Source organism: Pseudomonas sp. WS 5059, from assembly GCF_012985525.1.
Lineage (GTDB): Bacteria > Pseudomonadota > Gammaproteobacteria > Pseudomonadales > Pseudomonadaceae > Aquipseudomonas.
Genome location: NZ_JAAQWO010000006.1, coordinates 109,910 through 123,230 on the forward strand (window position 1 = coordinate 109,910; position 13,321 = coordinate 123,230).

The 13,321-nt window shown below is 61.0% G+C and carries 15 protein-coding genes; 8 read left to right on the forward strand and 7 right to left on the reverse strand.

Translation table 11 applies throughout. From position 1 onward, the window contains the following. Window positions 1–26 precede the first annotated feature (26 nt). From bufB to HBO12_RS18530, 3 genes are read left to right on the forward strand one after another with little or no spacing between them, the layout of a single operon-like run. Window positions 27–908: an MNIO family bufferin maturase gene (bufB, locus tag HBO12_RS18520; RefSeq protein ID WP_170042905.1), complete on the forward strand. Its 882-nt coding sequence runs from the start codon at window positions 27–29 to the stop codon at window positions 906–908. Beyond that, on the forward strand, window positions 905–1,672 hold the full coding sequence (locus tag HBO12_RS18525) for an HvfC/BufC N-terminal domain-containing protein (RefSeq protein ID WP_170042906.1): 768 nt from the start codon (window positions 905–907) through the stop codon (window positions 1,670–1,672). The genes bufB and HBO12_RS18525 overlap by 4 nt, the downstream gene beginning before the upstream one ends. Beyond that, window positions 1,669–2,154 (forward strand): DoxX family protein, encoded by a 486-nt coding sequence (locus HBO12_RS18530; RefSeq protein WP_170042907.1) that lies wholly within the window; start codon window positions 1,669–1,671, stop codon window positions 2,152–2,154. Before HBO12_RS18525 ends, HBO12_RS18530 begins: the two co-directional genes overlap by 4 nt. Here HBO12_RS18530 and HBO12_RS18535 read toward each other — a convergent pair. Further along, on the reverse strand, window positions 2,151–3,059 hold the full coding sequence (locus HBO12_RS18535; protein WP_169955496.1) for a LysR family transcriptional regulator: 909 nt from the start codon (window positions 3,057–3,059) through the stop codon (window positions 2,151–2,153). The genes HBO12_RS18530 and HBO12_RS18535 overlap by 4 nt on opposite strands. Window positions 3,060–3,164: 105 nt before the next feature. On the opposite strand from HBO12_RS18535, the gene HBO12_RS18540 reads away from it, so the two are divergent. Beyond that, window positions 3,165–3,764 (forward strand): short chain dehydrogenase, encoded by a 600-nt coding sequence (locus HBO12_RS18540; RefSeq protein WP_170042908.1) that lies wholly within the window; start codon window positions 3,165–3,167, stop codon window positions 3,762–3,764. On the opposite strand, the gene HBO12_RS18545 is transcribed toward HBO12_RS18540, so the two are convergent. Next, a complete protein-coding gene (locus HBO12_RS18545) occupies window positions 3,765–4,121 on the reverse strand; it encodes a hypothetical protein (RefSeq protein WP_169955494.1) in 357 nt (118 codons plus the stop codon). It lies immediately after the preceding gene. A 169-nt stretch (window positions 4,122–4,290) separates the two neighbouring features. Here HBO12_RS18545 and HBO12_RS18550 point away from each other — a divergent pair, with 169 nt between their 5' ends. Both HBO12_RS18550 and HBO12_RS18555 read left to right on the forward strand, forming a co-directional pair. Then, complete coding sequence (locus HBO12_RS18550) at window positions 4,291–4,962, forward strand: COG3650 family protein (protein ID WP_169955493.1); 672 nt, start codon at window positions 4,291–4,293, stop codon at window positions 4,960–4,962. Between the two features lie 106 nt (window positions 4,963–5,068). After that, window positions 5,069–6,682, forward strand: coding sequence for an NAD(P)/FAD-dependent oxidoreductase (locus HBO12_RS18555; RefSeq protein ID WP_169955492.1), 1,614 nt, complete (start codon window positions 5,069–5,071; stop codon window positions 6,680–6,682). A 67-nt stretch (window positions 6,683–6,749) separates the two neighbouring features. Here HBO12_RS18555 and HBO12_RS18560 read toward each other — a convergent pair whose 3' ends face one another. Then, a complete protein-coding gene (locus HBO12_RS18560) occupies window positions 6,750–7,844 on the reverse strand; it encodes a PLP-dependent cysteine synthase family protein (RefSeq protein WP_169955491.1) in 1,095 nt (364 codons plus the stop codon). A gap of 216 nt (window positions 7,845–8,060) precedes the next feature. Between HBO12_RS18560 and nhaA the strand changes: the two genes are divergently transcribed. Continuing rightward, window positions 8,061–9,248 carry a Na+/H+ antiporter NhaA gene (gene nhaA, locus HBO12_RS18565; RefSeq protein WP_169955490.1) on the forward strand — a complete coding sequence of 396 codons (1,188 nt, stop codon included), beginning with the start codon at window positions 8,061–8,063 and terminating at the stop codon, window positions 9,246–9,248. A gap of 82 nt (window positions 9,249–9,330) precedes the next feature. Here the strand turns inward: nhaA and HBO12_RS18570 are convergent, their stop codons facing one another. Continuing rightward, on the reverse strand, window positions 9,331–9,795 hold the full coding sequence (locus HBO12_RS18570) for an outer membrane lipoprotein (RefSeq protein WP_029297142.1): 465 nt from the start codon (window positions 9,793–9,795) through the stop codon (window positions 9,331–9,333). Between the two features lie 157 nt (window positions 9,796–9,952). Between HBO12_RS18570 and HBO12_RS18575 the strand changes: the two genes are divergently transcribed. Continuing rightward, window positions 9,953–10,198, forward strand: coding sequence for a hypothetical protein (locus HBO12_RS18575; RefSeq protein WP_169955489.1), 246 nt, complete (start codon window positions 9,953–9,955; stop codon window positions 10,196–10,198). A 142-nt stretch (window positions 10,199–10,340) separates the two neighbouring features. On the opposite strand, the gene pdxH is transcribed toward HBO12_RS18575, so the two are convergent. From pdxH to HBO12_RS18590, 3 genes are all read right to left on the reverse strand, one after another. Next, the gene (gene pdxH / locus HBO12_RS18580; protein ID WP_169955488.1) at window positions 10,341–10,988 is read right to left on the reverse strand and encodes a pyridoxamine 5'-phosphate oxidase; all 648 of its coding nucleotides are present in this window, start codon (window positions 10,986–10,988) and stop codon (window positions 10,341–10,343) included. A gap of 27 nt (window positions 10,989–11,015) precedes the next feature. Continuing rightward, the gene (locus HBO12_RS18585) at window positions 11,016–12,026 is read right to left on the reverse strand and encodes an OmpA family protein (RefSeq protein WP_170042909.1); all 1,011 of its coding nucleotides are present in this window, start codon (window positions 12,024–12,026) and stop codon (window positions 11,016–11,018) included. 139 nt (window positions 12,027–12,165) lie between these two features. Further along, window positions 12,166–13,311 carry a serine hydrolase gene (locus HBO12_RS18590; RefSeq protein WP_170042910.1) on the reverse strand — a complete coding sequence of 382 codons (1,146 nt, stop codon included), beginning with the start codon at window positions 13,309–13,311 and terminating at the stop codon, window positions 12,166–12,168. Between the last annotated feature and the right edge of the window lie 10 nt (window positions 13,312–13,321).

Below are 13,321 nucleotides of genomic sequence, written 5' to 3' on the forward strand. Positions count from 1 at the left end.
ACCATTCCCACGCCTGAGTATCGACGATGATTCTTTCATCCTTGCCTGACATCTCCCGGGCTCAGGCACCCGGTCTGCCCCGGCGGGCCGGGCTGGGGCTCAAGAGCGAGCATTTCCAGGAAGTGCTCGCCACCCGGCCCGACATTGGTTTTTTTGAAGTCCACGCCGAAAACTACATGGTGGCCGGTGGGCCTTTTCATCATTACCTGGGATTGATCCGCGAGCAGTACCCGCTGTCGCTGCACGGCGTCGGCCTGTCCATTGGCGGCGAGGGCCCGCTGAGCCAGGAGCACCTTGCACGCCTGGCAGCACTGGTGGCGCGCTATCAACCCCAATCCTTTTCCGAGCACCTGGCCTGGTCAAGCCACGGCCCGGTGTATCTCAACGACTTGCTGCCCCTGGCCTATGACGACGCCGCCCTCAAGCGCGTGTGCGCACACATTGACCAGGTACAAACCGTGCTCAAGCGGCGCATGTTGCTGGAGAACCCGTCGACCTACCTGCTGTTCCAGTGCTCCACCCTGGACGAAACAGACTTCATCAGCGAAGTCATCCGGCGCACCGGCTGCGGCTTGCTGCTGGACGTAAACAATGTGTATGTGTCCTGCGTCAATCATCAGCAGGATCCGTTGGCCTACCTCGATGCTTTGCCTTTGCACACCGTGGGTGAGATTCATCTGGCCGGCTTTGCCGAAGACGCCGACAGCTTGGGTGATCGCCTGCTGATTGACGATCATGGCGCCCCCATCGACAACGCGGTGTGGCAGTTGTATCAGCAAGCCTTACAACGCACCGGACCGGTTGCGACGCTGATTGAGCGCGACAACGATGTGCCAGCCTTCAGTGTGTTGCACGCCGAAGCCCGGCAAGCCGACCAGCATCTACTGACTGCGGCGGTGCACCCATGAACAACCTGCAAAGCCAGTTTGCCCAGGCGCTGCTGGCGCCGTACCAACCATGCCCGGATGGTTTGTTCAGCAGCAATGGCGCCGATCCTGCCAGTCGTTTTGCGGTGTATCGCAACAACGTCCACAGCTCGTTGATCAACGCCCTGGCCGACAGTTATCCCGTGACCCTGCAACTGGTGGGCGATCGATTTTTCCGGGCCATGGCCGGGATGTATGTCCAGGCGTATCCGCCCACCAGCCCGCTGCTCAACGAGTACGGCAGTGACTTGGCCGACTTTATCCAGGGCTTCGCCCCTGCCGCCAGTGTCCCGTACCTGGCTGACGTCGCGCGGCTGGAGCGCTTGCGGATCAACGCCTATCACGCCGCCGACGCACCCGTCGCCGACTCGCAGGCCGTCATAAACCAGCTGCAACAGTTGCCTAGCCTGGGCAACGTGCGCCTGCAATTGCATCCATCCGTTACCACCCTGCAATCGAGCTACGCCGTGGTGGCGTTATGGGCCGCGCATCAAACCAGCGACACCGTCGCCAGACTCGACCCGTGGCACGGGCAATGCGCACTGATCCTGCGCAATGGCCTGGAGGTCGAGGTGTTTTGCATCGACAGCGGCTGCGTGGCGTTTATCAACAGCCTGAACAACCAATGGCCCCTGGAAATGGCGATGGCGTACGCCCTCGACGCAGCCACTGAATTTGACCTGCACCAATGCCTGGGACTGCTGATCAGCCACCGCGCCATCACCCATATCAAGGTACAACCATGAACACTACCGCCCCGAGCCTGATGTCCCGCGTCATTCAGGCCTTTGAAAAAATCCCCTACAGCCTGATCGCTCTTGTCGCACGTTTTTCCATTGCCGCGGTGTTCTGGAAGTCCGGCCAGACCAAGGTCGAGGGCTTGGCCATCGACCTGGTCGATGGCACCTTCGAACTGGGTATGCCACACCTGGCAAGCTCCACTGTGCCGTTGTTTCAAAGTGAATATCGGATACCGTTTGTGCCAGCTGAAGCAGCCGCGTACATGGCCACGTGCGCCGAGCACTTTTTTCCGGTCCTGATTCTGCTGGGGCTTGCCACGCGTCTTTCAGCCTTGGCGTTACTGGGCATGACCCTGGTGATCCAGCTGTTTGTCTACCCGGATGCCTACCCGACCCACGGCACTTGGATCGCGTTGCTACTGGTGCTGATGGCCAAGGGGCCAGGACGCGTGTCCATTGATCACTGGATCGAACGGCGCTGGCGTTAAAGCCGGTCCAACGCCTCGCCGTTGCGCTTGAACCAGCCCACCAGATAATCGGCCAGCACTTGGGTACGGCGTGGCAGCCCGCCCTGATAGGGGTGGACCAGGTACATCGGCATACTGCGGGTCTGATAATCGCGCAGGATCCAGCGTAGTCGGCCGTCAGCCAATTCCATCTGCAACAGGTAGGACGGCAGCCGCGCGACACCCGCGCCAACCAGCGCGGCTTTTTTCAGCAGGTTGTAGTGGTTGGAGGCAAAGGTGCCATCCACCCGCACTCGCAACAACTCGTGTTGCTGGTGATACAGCCACTCCTCGCGACCGCTGTAGTGGCTGTTGAGCAAGCAACGGTGGCCAACCAGGTCAGCCGGCACCAGCGGTTCACCATTTTGCTCCAGGTAGGCCGGGCTGGCGCAGGTCATTTCATGCCAGGCCAGCAGAGGCTTGGCGACCAGGCGCTCATCATTGGCAACCTCTGAGCGCACTGCCAGGTCAAACCCATCCCTGGCCAGGTCGCGATAGCTATTGTTGAGGTCCAACTCGATCTGGACTTGTGGATACTGCCTGGAAAAATCCAACAGCAGGCCGTCGAAAAACGTTTCGCCCAAGGACACCGGAACCGTCATACGCACGGGCCCGGCCAAATCATCCTTGAGCCGCGCCAATGCCTGTCGGGCACGCTCGACCTGAACCACCAGCCCCTGGGCCTGGGGCAACAATGCCGCACCCGCCGCCGTCAGGCTGAGGCGGCGGGTGGTGCGGTGCAGCAACACCACCGAGTATTGCGCCTCCAACTGGCTGATGCGCTTGGACAACTGCCCCTTGCTGCACCCCAGTTGCTGGGCGGCCAGGGTAAAACTGCCGGCCTCGATCAATACCGCAAACGCCGCCAGATCATCCATCTCGCTCATGGATTGTTTCCACTTGAAAACCAAAGGTTGCCTATTAGTGCGCTTATCCGCAGAAAAAACCACTCTAGACTCAAGGCTCACCTAAACCCCTTGAGGAACCACACCATGAAAATCCTGTTGATCGGCGCCAGCGGCACTGTGGGCTCGGCGGTCAAGGCCGAACTGTCCCAGCGCCATGAAGTGATCAGCATCGGGCGCAAGAGCGGCGACTTGCAGGTCGACATCAGCGACTGCGCATCGATCCGCCGACTATTTGCGCAAACCGGCCAGTTCGATGCCTTGGTGTGCGCCGCCGGCAGCGTCAACTTCGTGCCCCTGGGGGATATGGAGGCCAGCCATTTCGACCTCGGCCTGCAAGACAAGCTGATGGGTCAGGTCAATCTGTTGCTGATCGGCCGCGAGTTTGCCAACGACGGTGCGTCGTTCACCTTTACCAGCGGCATTCTCAACCGCGACCCGATCCGCACAGGCGCCTCGGCGGCGCTGGTCAATGGCGCTATTGATGCTTTCGTCAAAGCGGCAGCGATTGAATTGCCGCGGGGCCTGCGGATCAACTCGGTCAGCCCCAACGTGCTGGTGGAGGCCATGGGCAGTTATGCGCCGTATTTCCGGGGCTTCAAGCCGGTGCCTGCGACGGATGTGGCATTGGCCTACGCCAAGAGTGTGGAAGGTTTACAGACCGGACAGACCTACATCGTCGGTTGATCACTTGAGCAGCGACGGCATCATCTCTAACAACTGGTTGCGGGGGATGGAGAACCTCAGGCCCGGACCGTAGAGCACACCTTGGACCGTCGCCGTATTGAGCTGCCGGCCATTGAGGTACAGGGTCATCTGCTTATGCATGGCCGCCTGGGTCAGCGCTTTCGTGCGCTCCCTGGCTTCCGGCGTCAGCGTCACGTCGACCTCGATAAACTCGGGTTGGAGGGCGCCGGCTCTTTTCAGGGTCAAGGTCATATCGGAGAAGTCGGTCTGTGAGGTGTAGAACAGCTTGGCCGGCACCTCGGCCCAGGCCAGGGGTGCCACGCAGGCCAGGGCGAAAAGGGTCCATCGAATGTTCATATGAATGCGCCTTTCGAAAAACTTAAACTTGGCATAAGGCTTCCGTAACATCCACGGAAAAGGCTTAATTTCAGGCTCCGTTAAAATGCTGCAACCTAATCGCCCATCACCGGCTTGTGATGCAGCGCCAGCCTGCGTAACGTGGCGGCACTTATCAGGAGACCCGATAATGCTTGCCGCCCGTACCCTTGCTCTGTTTGCCCTGTTGCCCCTGCTCACCGCCTGCCAGTTGTTCGACCGCGATGCGGCCAAGCCGTCCATGACGGGCCTGACTCGCATGCAGGGCGAATTGACCGCAGTGGGCGACAAATTGCTGTTCCAGCCCTGCCATGATCAGCGCAACTATGTGGTCAACGACACCGGCGGCACCAGCATCCTCCAGGAAGCTGCGTCCCTGGCCGGCCAGCAAGGGGCCTTGTTTGCCGACCTGCGCGGCAAGTTCTCCGGAGTCGCCAGCGGCACCCAGGGCCAGGTGGACCTGCAGCAACTGTACCGCGTCGAACGTTCGACCTCGGCCTGCGACGACCCGGACTTCAAGCGCATGATCCTGCGCGCCAATGGCCACAAGCCGGCGTGGGCATTGAACGTCACCAATAAGGGCATGGTCTTGCAACGCGAGGGGCAGCCACCGTTGCCGGTGCCTTATGTCGAAGAACAACTGGGCGACGGCCGCTTCAACCTCACCACCGAAGCCAACGGCCAGCAGATTGAACTGTGGGTCGCGCCCCAACGCTGCATCGATAGCGTCAGTGGCAGCCTGCAGCATATGAGCGCCGAACTTCGGATCAACGGTCAGGTGCAGCGTGGCTGCGCGGCGTTTGGCGGCTCGCGAGACGACTGATTCAGCCCTGCGCTGTTTTAGCATGACGGGAAACCGCCGTTGGGGCTTATAATCGCCGGTTTGCAAAACCGCCGGCCCTACCAAACGCCGCATACCGGATCCTGTCATGCTACGAATCACCGAACTCAAGCTGCCCATCGACCATCCCGAAGAAGACCTGCGGCCTGCCATTGTGCAGCGCCTGGGCATCGCCAGTGATGATCTGCTCGATTTCACCCTGTTCAAACGCAGCTACGATGCGCGCAAGAAGTCGTCGGAGCTGTGTTTCATCTACACCGTCGACCTTGAGGTCAAGGGCGAGGCCGCCCTGCTGCTCAAGTTCGCTGACGACCGCAATATCAATGCCGCCCCCGATGTCAGCTACAAGGTCGTCGGCCAGGCACCGGCCGACCTGAGCGAGCGGCCGATTGTGGTCGGCTTCGGCCCTTGCGGGATCTTTGCCGGGTTGTTGCTGGCGCAAATGGGCTTCAAGCCGATCATCCTCGAGCGCGGCCGCGAAGTGCGCCAGCGCACCAAGGACACCTGGGGCCTGTGGCGCAAAAGCGTACTCAACCCCGAGTCCAACGTGCAGTTCGGCGAGGGCGGTGCCGGGACCTTTTCCGACGGCAAGCTCTACAGCCAGATCAAGGACCCGAAATTTCACGGGCGCAAGGTCCTGCACGAGTTCGTCAAGGCCGGCGCGCCAGACGAGATCCTCTACGTCAGCAAACCGCACATCGGTACCTTCCGCCTGACCGGCGTGGTGGAAAACATGCGCCAGCAGATCATCGCCCTGGGCGGTGAAGTGCGTTTTGAACAGCGGGTCACCGACGTGCTGATCGAAGATGGCCAGTTGAATGGCGTGGTGGTCGCCGGTGGCGAGCAGATCCTTTCCAAGCATGTGATCCTCGCCCTCGGCCACAGCGCCCGCGACACTTTCCGCATGCTCCACGGCCGTGGCGTGTACATGGAAGCCAAGCCGTTTTCGGTGGGTTTCCGTATCGAACACCCGCAGTCGCTGATCGACGCCGCACGCCTGGGCAAATATGCCGGGCACCCGAAACTGGGCGCAGCCGACTACAAGCTGGTGCACCACGCCAAGAACGGCCGTTCGGTGTACAGCTTCTGCATGTGCCCAGGCGGCACGGTGGTGGCAGCCACCTCCGAGCCGAATCGAGTCGTGACCAATGGCATGAGCCAGTATTCGCGTAACGAACGCAATGCCAACTCCGGGATCGTGGTGGGTATCACGCCGGAAGTGGACTACCCGGGCGGCCCGCTGGCCGGGATCGAGTTGCAGGAGCGCCTGGAGTCCCACGCGTTCATCCTCGGCGGCAGCAACTACGAAGCACCGGCGCAACTGGTGGGTGATTTCATCGCCGGCAAGCCGTCCACGGCTATTGGTAGCGTGGAACCTTCCTACAAGCCAGGCGTAGCCCTGGGCGACTTGGCCCTGGCCTTGCCAGACTTCGCCATCGAGGCCATCCGCGAAGCGTTGCCGGCCTTTGAGAAGCAGATCAAGGGTTACTCGTTGCATGACGCGGTATTGACCGGGATCGAGACCCGCACTTCATCGCCGCTGCGGATCACCCGCGACGCGTCGATGCAAAGCTTGAATGTCAAAGGCCTGTTCCCGGCCGGCGAAGGTGCTGGCTATGCAGGTGGGATCCTGTCGGCCGGCGTTGACGGGATTCGGATTGCCGAAGCCGTGGCGCGCAACATCCTCGGGATCGAAGCCTGAGCAAACGCCCTCCACTGTGGGAGCGGGCAAGCCCGGCTCCCACAGTGATCATCGTGCGCCAGACGGTTTAGATATTGGCGCGCAGGATACTGTCCGGCAACGGCTCGCCCCGCTCGACACTGGCGGCAACCGCGTCGATCAACTCTTCCAGTTCATACCCCTGCCCGACCAGCCACGCATCGTCGTAGTAGGTCGTGGCATAGCGCTCGCCACCATCACACAGAATCGCCACGATAGACCCGGACTCCCCTGCCGCCTGCATCTGCTGCGCGGCAACCAGCGCGCCGATCAGGTTGGTGCCGCTGGAACCCCCGACCCGCCGGCCCAAGCGTTGCGCCAGGTAATGCATGGCCGCCAGCGACAAGGCATCCGGCACCTTGACCATCGCATCGATCACCTTGGGCAGGAACGATGCCTCCACCCGCGGCCGGCCGATGCCCTCGATCCGTGAACCGCAGTCCAGGCGCAAACTGGCGTCACCGCTCTGGTAATACTCGAAGAACACCGAACGCTCGGCATCGGCACACAAGACTCGGGTGCAATGCTGGCGATAACGCACATAGCGCCCCAGGGTCGCCGTGGTCCCGCCGGTACCCGGGCTGGAAATCAGCCAGCTCGGCTCTGGATGGCGCTCGAAGCGCAGTTGCTGGAAGATCGATTCGGCAATGTTGTTATTCGCCCGCCAGTCCGTCGCGCGTTCGGCATAGGTGAACTGATCCATGAAGTGCCCGCCACTTTCCTGCGCCAGGCGCTCGGATTCGGCGTAGATCTGCGTGGGATCCTGCACCAGGTGGCTCTTGCCACCGTAGAAGGCGATCTGCGCAATTTTCTCCTGGGACGTGGTGGCCGGCATCACCGCAATGAACGGCAGGCCCAGCAAACGCGCGAAGTACGCCTCGGAGATCGCCGTCGAGCCACTGGAGGCTTCGATCACTGGCGCGCCGGGCTTGAGCCAACCGTTGCACAGCGCATACAGGAACAGGGAGCGAGCCAGCCGGTGCTTGAGGCTGCCGGTGGGGTGGCTGGACTCATCCTTGAAATACAACTCGATCCCCGGCAAGCCCGGTAAAGGCAGCGGGATCAGGTGGGTGTCGGCGCTGCGCTGGAAGTCCGCCTCAATAATGCGGATGGCCTCTCGGGCCCACGGACGATGGTCGCTCATGCTCAAGTTCCATTAGGTTTTCAGGCTGAATGTTAGGGTCTTTCCTACACTGCACACAGATACAGTCATGACTCAATTCGACACACAATTGCTAGTCTTTGACGCAAGCCCTACCACGACGCTTTTATATAACAAAAAAGAATATAACTTTTGTTTTAACAACTAACAGTACGGGTTAGGGTACGCCCCTATTGAACTTTGATTGGAGAGCATCCCTTGCCTCTGCGTAGCACGTTTACCCGTTTCTTCCAGCTTGAAGCGGCCAGCGGCCTGTTACTGATCGCTGCAGCCGCCTTGGCGCTGATCATCAACAACTCGCCGCTGTCCCATCTCTACAACAGCTTTCTTGACGTGCCCGTCGCCGTACAAATCGGCGCCCTGCAAATCGCCAAGCCGTCGCTGCTATGGATCAACGACGGCCTGATGGCCCTGTTCTTCCTGCTGATCGGTCTGGAGGTCAAGCGCGAGTTGCTCGATGGCCACTTGTCCAAGCCTTCCCAGGTCGTGCTGCCAGGCGCTGCAGCCATCGGCGGCATGGTGGTGCCGGCGCTGATCTACTGGGCGCTGAATAAGGATAACCCGGCGGCGCTGGGCGGCTGGGCCATCCCGATGGCCACCGATATCGCCTTTGCCCTTGGCGTGTTGGCCCTGCTGGGCAAGCGTGTACCGGTGTCGCTGAAGCTGTTCCTGATGACCCTGGCGATCATCGATGACCTGGGCGCCATCATCGTCATCGCGATTTTCTATTCCAGCGAACTGTCCACCGCGTCGCTGGCAGGGGCAGGTGCCTGCCTTGTCGCGCTGATAGCCATGAACCGCCTGGGGGTGGTCAAGCTCGGGCCGTACCTGATCATCGGCCTGATCCTGTGGGTCTGCGTGCTCAAGAGTGGGGTTCATGCCACCCTGGCTGGCGTCACCCTGGCGTTCTGCATTCCGCTGCGCACCAAGAACGCCGAACCCTCGCCCCTGCTGGGCCTGGAACACGCGCTGCACCCGTGGGTGGCCTACGGCATCCTGCCGCTGTTCGCGTTTGCCAACGCCGGCGTGTCGCTGGCCGGGGTCAACCTGGAGAGCTTTACCCACCATGTGCCAATGGGTATCGCGGCCGGCCTACTGGTGGGCAAGACGGTCGGTGTGTTTGGGCTGACCTGGCTCGCGGTGAAAACCGGGCTGGCTGCCCTGCCGACCGGCGCCAATTGGGGCCAGGTCATGGGCGTGGCCATCCTGTGCGGTATCGGCTTCACCATGAGCCTGTTTGTCGGCTCGCTGGCGTTCGTGCCGGGCAGTAGCGAATACGCCGGGATGGACCGGATGGGTATTCTCACGGGCTCGATCCTGGCGGCATTGATTGGTTATGCAGTGACGGCGATGGCCAGTCGTAAGCAAGCGGCTACCAGCGCTTAACGCGCTGGCACGCTCAACTTAGCACCCAATAAAAAACCCCGCCCGGTCACCCGGTCGGGGTTTTTCTTTGACCGCCGGCCCCTTAACGGGTAACGCGGCTGGTACCGTCTACAGTCATGATGCGCACACGGTCACCAATGCGGAAGATCTCGTTTTCCTGCACGGCCTGGACGTAGGCGCGCATGCTGCCGTCGTCTTCGCGCACGGTGATTTCCACGCCCTGGGTGCGGGTCAGGCCTTCTTCGGTGGCCGAGCCCAGCAGGCCGCCGGCCACGGCACCGATAACAGCCGTCACGATGCTGCCACGGCCGCCACCGATGGCGCTACCGCCAACACCGCCGATGACTGCGCCTGCTGCGCCGCCGATTGGGGTCTTGGTGCCTTCGATCTTGACCGGACGCAGGGATTCAATGGTGCCCATGCGCACGCTCTGCACACGACGTGCTTCGTCACGGGAGTACGAGTCGCCGGTCAGACTGGAGGCGCAGCCACCCAGCAGCAACGACATGGTGGTAAAGCAGGCAACCAGCAAAACAGACTTACGCATAGCATCAACTCCATAGGACATATCTTAATTAGACTCCGCTGCTTGACGCCTGTCACGGCAAGGCCCGGAGAAAATTGCTTTCATTCAGCCCCAGTACAGACAGGCTGTACCGCGAAAATCGACGAACGGTAGCAACCGCATCCAGACAAGGAGTTTCATGGACTACTTCATCATTGTAGCTACCACCGCCGCCGGCCTGTATTTCCACTGGTGGCTGTACCGGCGAATCAAGCGCTGGGTGGACCGCGACCTGGCGCTGTCCCTGGCTGGAGACGATCAGCACAAGCGCATCTTTATGCTGCAACAGTTGGACCGCGCCAAGGCTGAGAAGGTCAAGCGTAAGGATTTGCCGCAGTGGCTGCAGGACGCGGCCCGGCAATACACACCACAAGCCCCGGAGTAGAGACCTCGGCAAGAACACCAAGATCAAAGGTGAGAGCTGTCGAGCCCTGGCGAGGCTGCGATAGGGGGTGTATCAGACAACCTGAAGTGGGCAGCGCCGCCATCATCGCAGCCTTGCCCGGGCTCGGGTGCTTAAAGGGCCCTCAGGGCGCCAGTCGCTCGCGGGTCCAGTCGGCACCCTGCAAACGATAGTTCAAGCGATCATGCAAGCGGCTCGCCCGACCCTGCCAGAACTCGATGCGCTCGGGCAGCAGGCGATAACCACCCCAGTGTTGCGGACAATCCGGCTGGGTCTCGCTGAAACGCTGCTCGGTCAGCGTGAGCAAATCCTGCAATTGCTGGCGATCACGGATCACCTGGCTTTGCGGGGAAGCCCAGGCGCCGATGCGGCTACCCAGGGGACGCACCTGATAGTAGGCGTCCGACTCCTCAGGCGTGACCTTGACCACCCGCCCCTCGATACGCACCTGGCGTTCCAGGGTCGGCCAGAAGAAGGTCATGGCAGCAAACGGGCGGGCTGCCAATTGCTGGCCCTTGGCACTCTGGTAGTTGGTGAAGAAGGTAAAGCCCTGGGCATCCAGCCCCTTGAGCAGCAGGACGCGGCAGTGAGGCCGGCCCTCCTGGTCCACGGTCGCCAGGGTCATGGCATTGGCCTCCACCGGTGGCTGCTCGGTCTTGACCGCATCGTTGAACCACTGGTGGAACAAGGCAAACGGCTCGTCCGGGGCCTGGGCCTCGCTCAAACCGTCCCGTGTGTAGTCACGGCGCATATCAGCCAGTGCCTGGGTCATGCGGCTTTATCCTTCTCGCTCAACTACTCAGTTTTTTACCTGGTCGTTTGCCGCTACTTTTTTCGCTGGCGTTGCATCCTTGGCGGCAGCTGGCTTTTTGGCAGCCGGCTTGGCGGCGGCTTTCTTCGCGGCTGGCTTGGCGGCGGCCTTCTTGGCAGGTGCTTTCTTGGCGGCAACGGCTTTCTTGGCGACCGGTGCTGGGGCAACAACGTCCTGTACCGCAACCAGCTCAGGCTTCGGTGGGTTTGGCGAGTTGTACTTGCTCAGCAGTGCCAGCATGGTAGTGCGCTGGGTGAACATGATCTCCATGCGACGGTTCAAGGCACGGCCCTGGGTGCTGTCGTTGGCGGCGCGGGGCATCAGGTCACCCATGCCACGCAGCATCAGGCGGTCCTGCTTCAGGCCGCTGAGGCTGAAGATCGAGGCAATGGACTGTGCACGCTCCTTGGTCAGGGGCTGGTTCTGCACGGTATCGATGTGACCCAGGACGAGCACGGCAGTCTTCGGATCCTTTTCAACGGCCTTGGCGACACGGGTGAACGGGCCCAGGGTCACTGGCAACAACATTGCAGGGCGTTTCGGGTTGTACGAACCATCGACCGGGGCAATCACCACCAGCACGTTGTCGCGACGTTCCAGTTGCAGGTTGCTGTCCTTGATCGCGGCACGCAGGCGCGGCTCGTAGTCGTCCAGCCAGGCCTGGGTGATTTTCGGGTCGGGCATCGGGATGTTGGTCACATCGACTTTGCTCAGCGGTTTTGGCTTGCTTTCAAACGGCCACCACCATTTGGTATCGCTTTCAGTCTTGGCGACCACCGGGGCAGCAGCCGCGGCTGGCGTTGCCGCCTGCAGATCGGCCTTGAGGTCTGCCTTGGCATCAGCCGCCTTGGCATCGGCCTTGGCGGTAACATCCTTGGTCGCCGACTTGTCGAACCCGAATGACCACCAATGCTCGCCAGACGCATCATTTTGTGGAGTTTGTGCACAGCCAGTAATAGTGAGGCAGAGCGCCAGTGCCAAGGACTTGTTCGATAACATGAGATATCCACAAAATGAGAAAACACAGGGGTCTGGATGACCCGTTAAACAGACGCTTCACGAAGTTTAAAGTAACAATACTTTTCAAGCGCCTTTTGTAGGTGCCTTTTTAACAAAAAAACGCCAGACAGCAAGCTATTTACAGACAACCGGCCAATATTCTTACCAACTTTTGCGCGCGCGGGTCCATAAGTACATACGGCCCCAGAGTATTGGTCACGAAACCAAATGCTACATCATGTTCCGGATCGGCAAAGCCCACAGAGCCACCGGCCCCGGGATGCCCAAATGCACGTGGGCCAAGGCCGAAGGTCGCATTGGGCACATCTGGCTGGTCCAACATGCAACCCAGGCCAAAACGGGTTTGCGTCAATAAGGTTTTATCCGGCCCGATACTGTGCTCGCGGGTCAGTTGTTCAAGCATCTCGGCTTCCAACAAACTTCCATCCAACAAACCACTATAAAACCCGGCCAAACTGCGCGCATTGCCATGCCCATTTGCCGCCGGCTGCTGCATACGACGCCACTCGGGTTTATTAGTGCTGGTTAGTATAGAGGGCGGATTGGTAAACGCCCGGGTAGTCATTGCCGCAGGTTCGCGCAGGGTGACCTGTAATAGCCTCTGGGCTGCCTCATCCCCCATGTTGCCTTTGCTCCGGGCAATGTGGGCGACGCGATAGAACTCTGCGTCGGCCAACCCGACATGGAAGTCCAGGCCCAACGGGCGGGCAACCCGGGCCACAATCGACTCCCCCGGCCCACGCCCATCGGCGCGACGCAGCAGTTCACCGACCAGCCAGCCATAGGTGATGGCGGCGTAGCCATGGCCCTCGCCGGGTGTCCACCAGGGAGCCTCGGCGGCCAGGGCAGCGGTCATCAAGGGCCAGTCATACAGGGCCTCGGCGGGCAATATTTCACGCAGCGCTGGCAGCCCGGCCTTATGGCACAGTAGTTGGCGCAAGGTGATGTTTTCCTTGCCTGCCGCGGCGAACTCCGGCCAGTAGTTGGCAACCGGGGCGTCCAACTGCAATTTGCCTTCGGCAACCAGTTGCAGGGCGGTGACGGCGGTGAAGGTCTTGGTGCAGGAGAACAGGTTGGCAATAGTGTCGCTATGCCAGGCCTCGGCACCGTCCTTGTCGGCGGTGCCGGCCCACAGGTCGAGGACGGTTTCGCCGCCAATCTGCACACACAGCGCCGCACCACGCTCCTGAGGGTCGTCAAACAGTGCGCCGAAGGCTTCACGCACTGCTTCGAATTGAAGCTCGTAATGACCCTGAATCTGCACCTGCATCCCC

Bases quoted from the DNA above. Each gene is read 5' to 3' on its own strand.
- bufB (WP_170042905.1), top strand. From the start codon at position 27: ATGATTCTTTCATCCTTGCCTGACATCTCCCGGGCTCAGGCACCCGGT.
- HBO12_RS18525 (WP_170042906.1), top strand. From the start codon at position 905: ATGAACAACCTGCAAAGCCAGTTTGCCCAGGCGCTGCTGGCGCCGTAC.
- HBO12_RS18530 (WP_170042907.1), top strand. From the start codon at position 1,669: ATGAACACTACCGCCCCGAGCCTGATGTCCCGCGTCATTCAGGCCTTT.
- HBO12_RS18535 (WP_169955496.1), bottom strand. From the start codon at position 3,059: ATGAGCGAGATGGATGATCTGGCGGCGTTTGCGGTATTGATCGAGGCC.
- HBO12_RS18540 (WP_170042908.1), top strand. From the start codon at position 3,165: ATGAAAATCCTGTTGATCGGCGCCAGCGGCACTGTGGGCTCGGCGGTC.
- HBO12_RS18545 (WP_169955494.1), bottom strand. From the start codon at position 4,121: ATGAACATTCGATGGACCCTTTTCGCCCTGGCCTGCGTGGCACCCCTG.
- HBO12_RS18550 (WP_169955493.1), top strand. From the start codon at position 4,291: ATGCTTGCCGCCCGTACCCTTGCTCTGTTTGCCCTGTTGCCCCTGCTC.
- HBO12_RS18555 (WP_169955492.1), top strand. From the start codon at position 5,069: ATGCTACGAATCACCGAACTCAAGCTGCCCATCGACCATCCCGAAGAA.
- HBO12_RS18560 (WP_169955491.1), bottom strand. From the start codon at position 7,844: ATGAGCGACCATCGTCCGTGGGCCCGAGAGGCCATCCGCATTATTGAG.
- HBO12_RS18570 (WP_029297142.1), bottom strand. From the start codon at position 9,795: ATGCGTAAGTCTGTTTTGCTGGTTGCCTGCTTTACCACCATGTCGTTG.
- HBO12_RS18575 (WP_169955489.1), top strand. From the start codon at position 9,953: ATGGACTACTTCATCATTGTAGCTACCACCGCCGCCGGCCTGTATTTC.
- pdxH (WP_169955488.1), bottom strand. From the start codon at position 10,988: ATGACCCAGGCACTGGCTGATATGCGCCGTGACTACACACGGGACGGT.
- HBO12_RS18585 (WP_170042909.1), bottom strand. From the start codon at position 12,026: ATGTTATCGAACAAGTCCTTGGCACTGGCGCTCTGCCTCACTATTACT.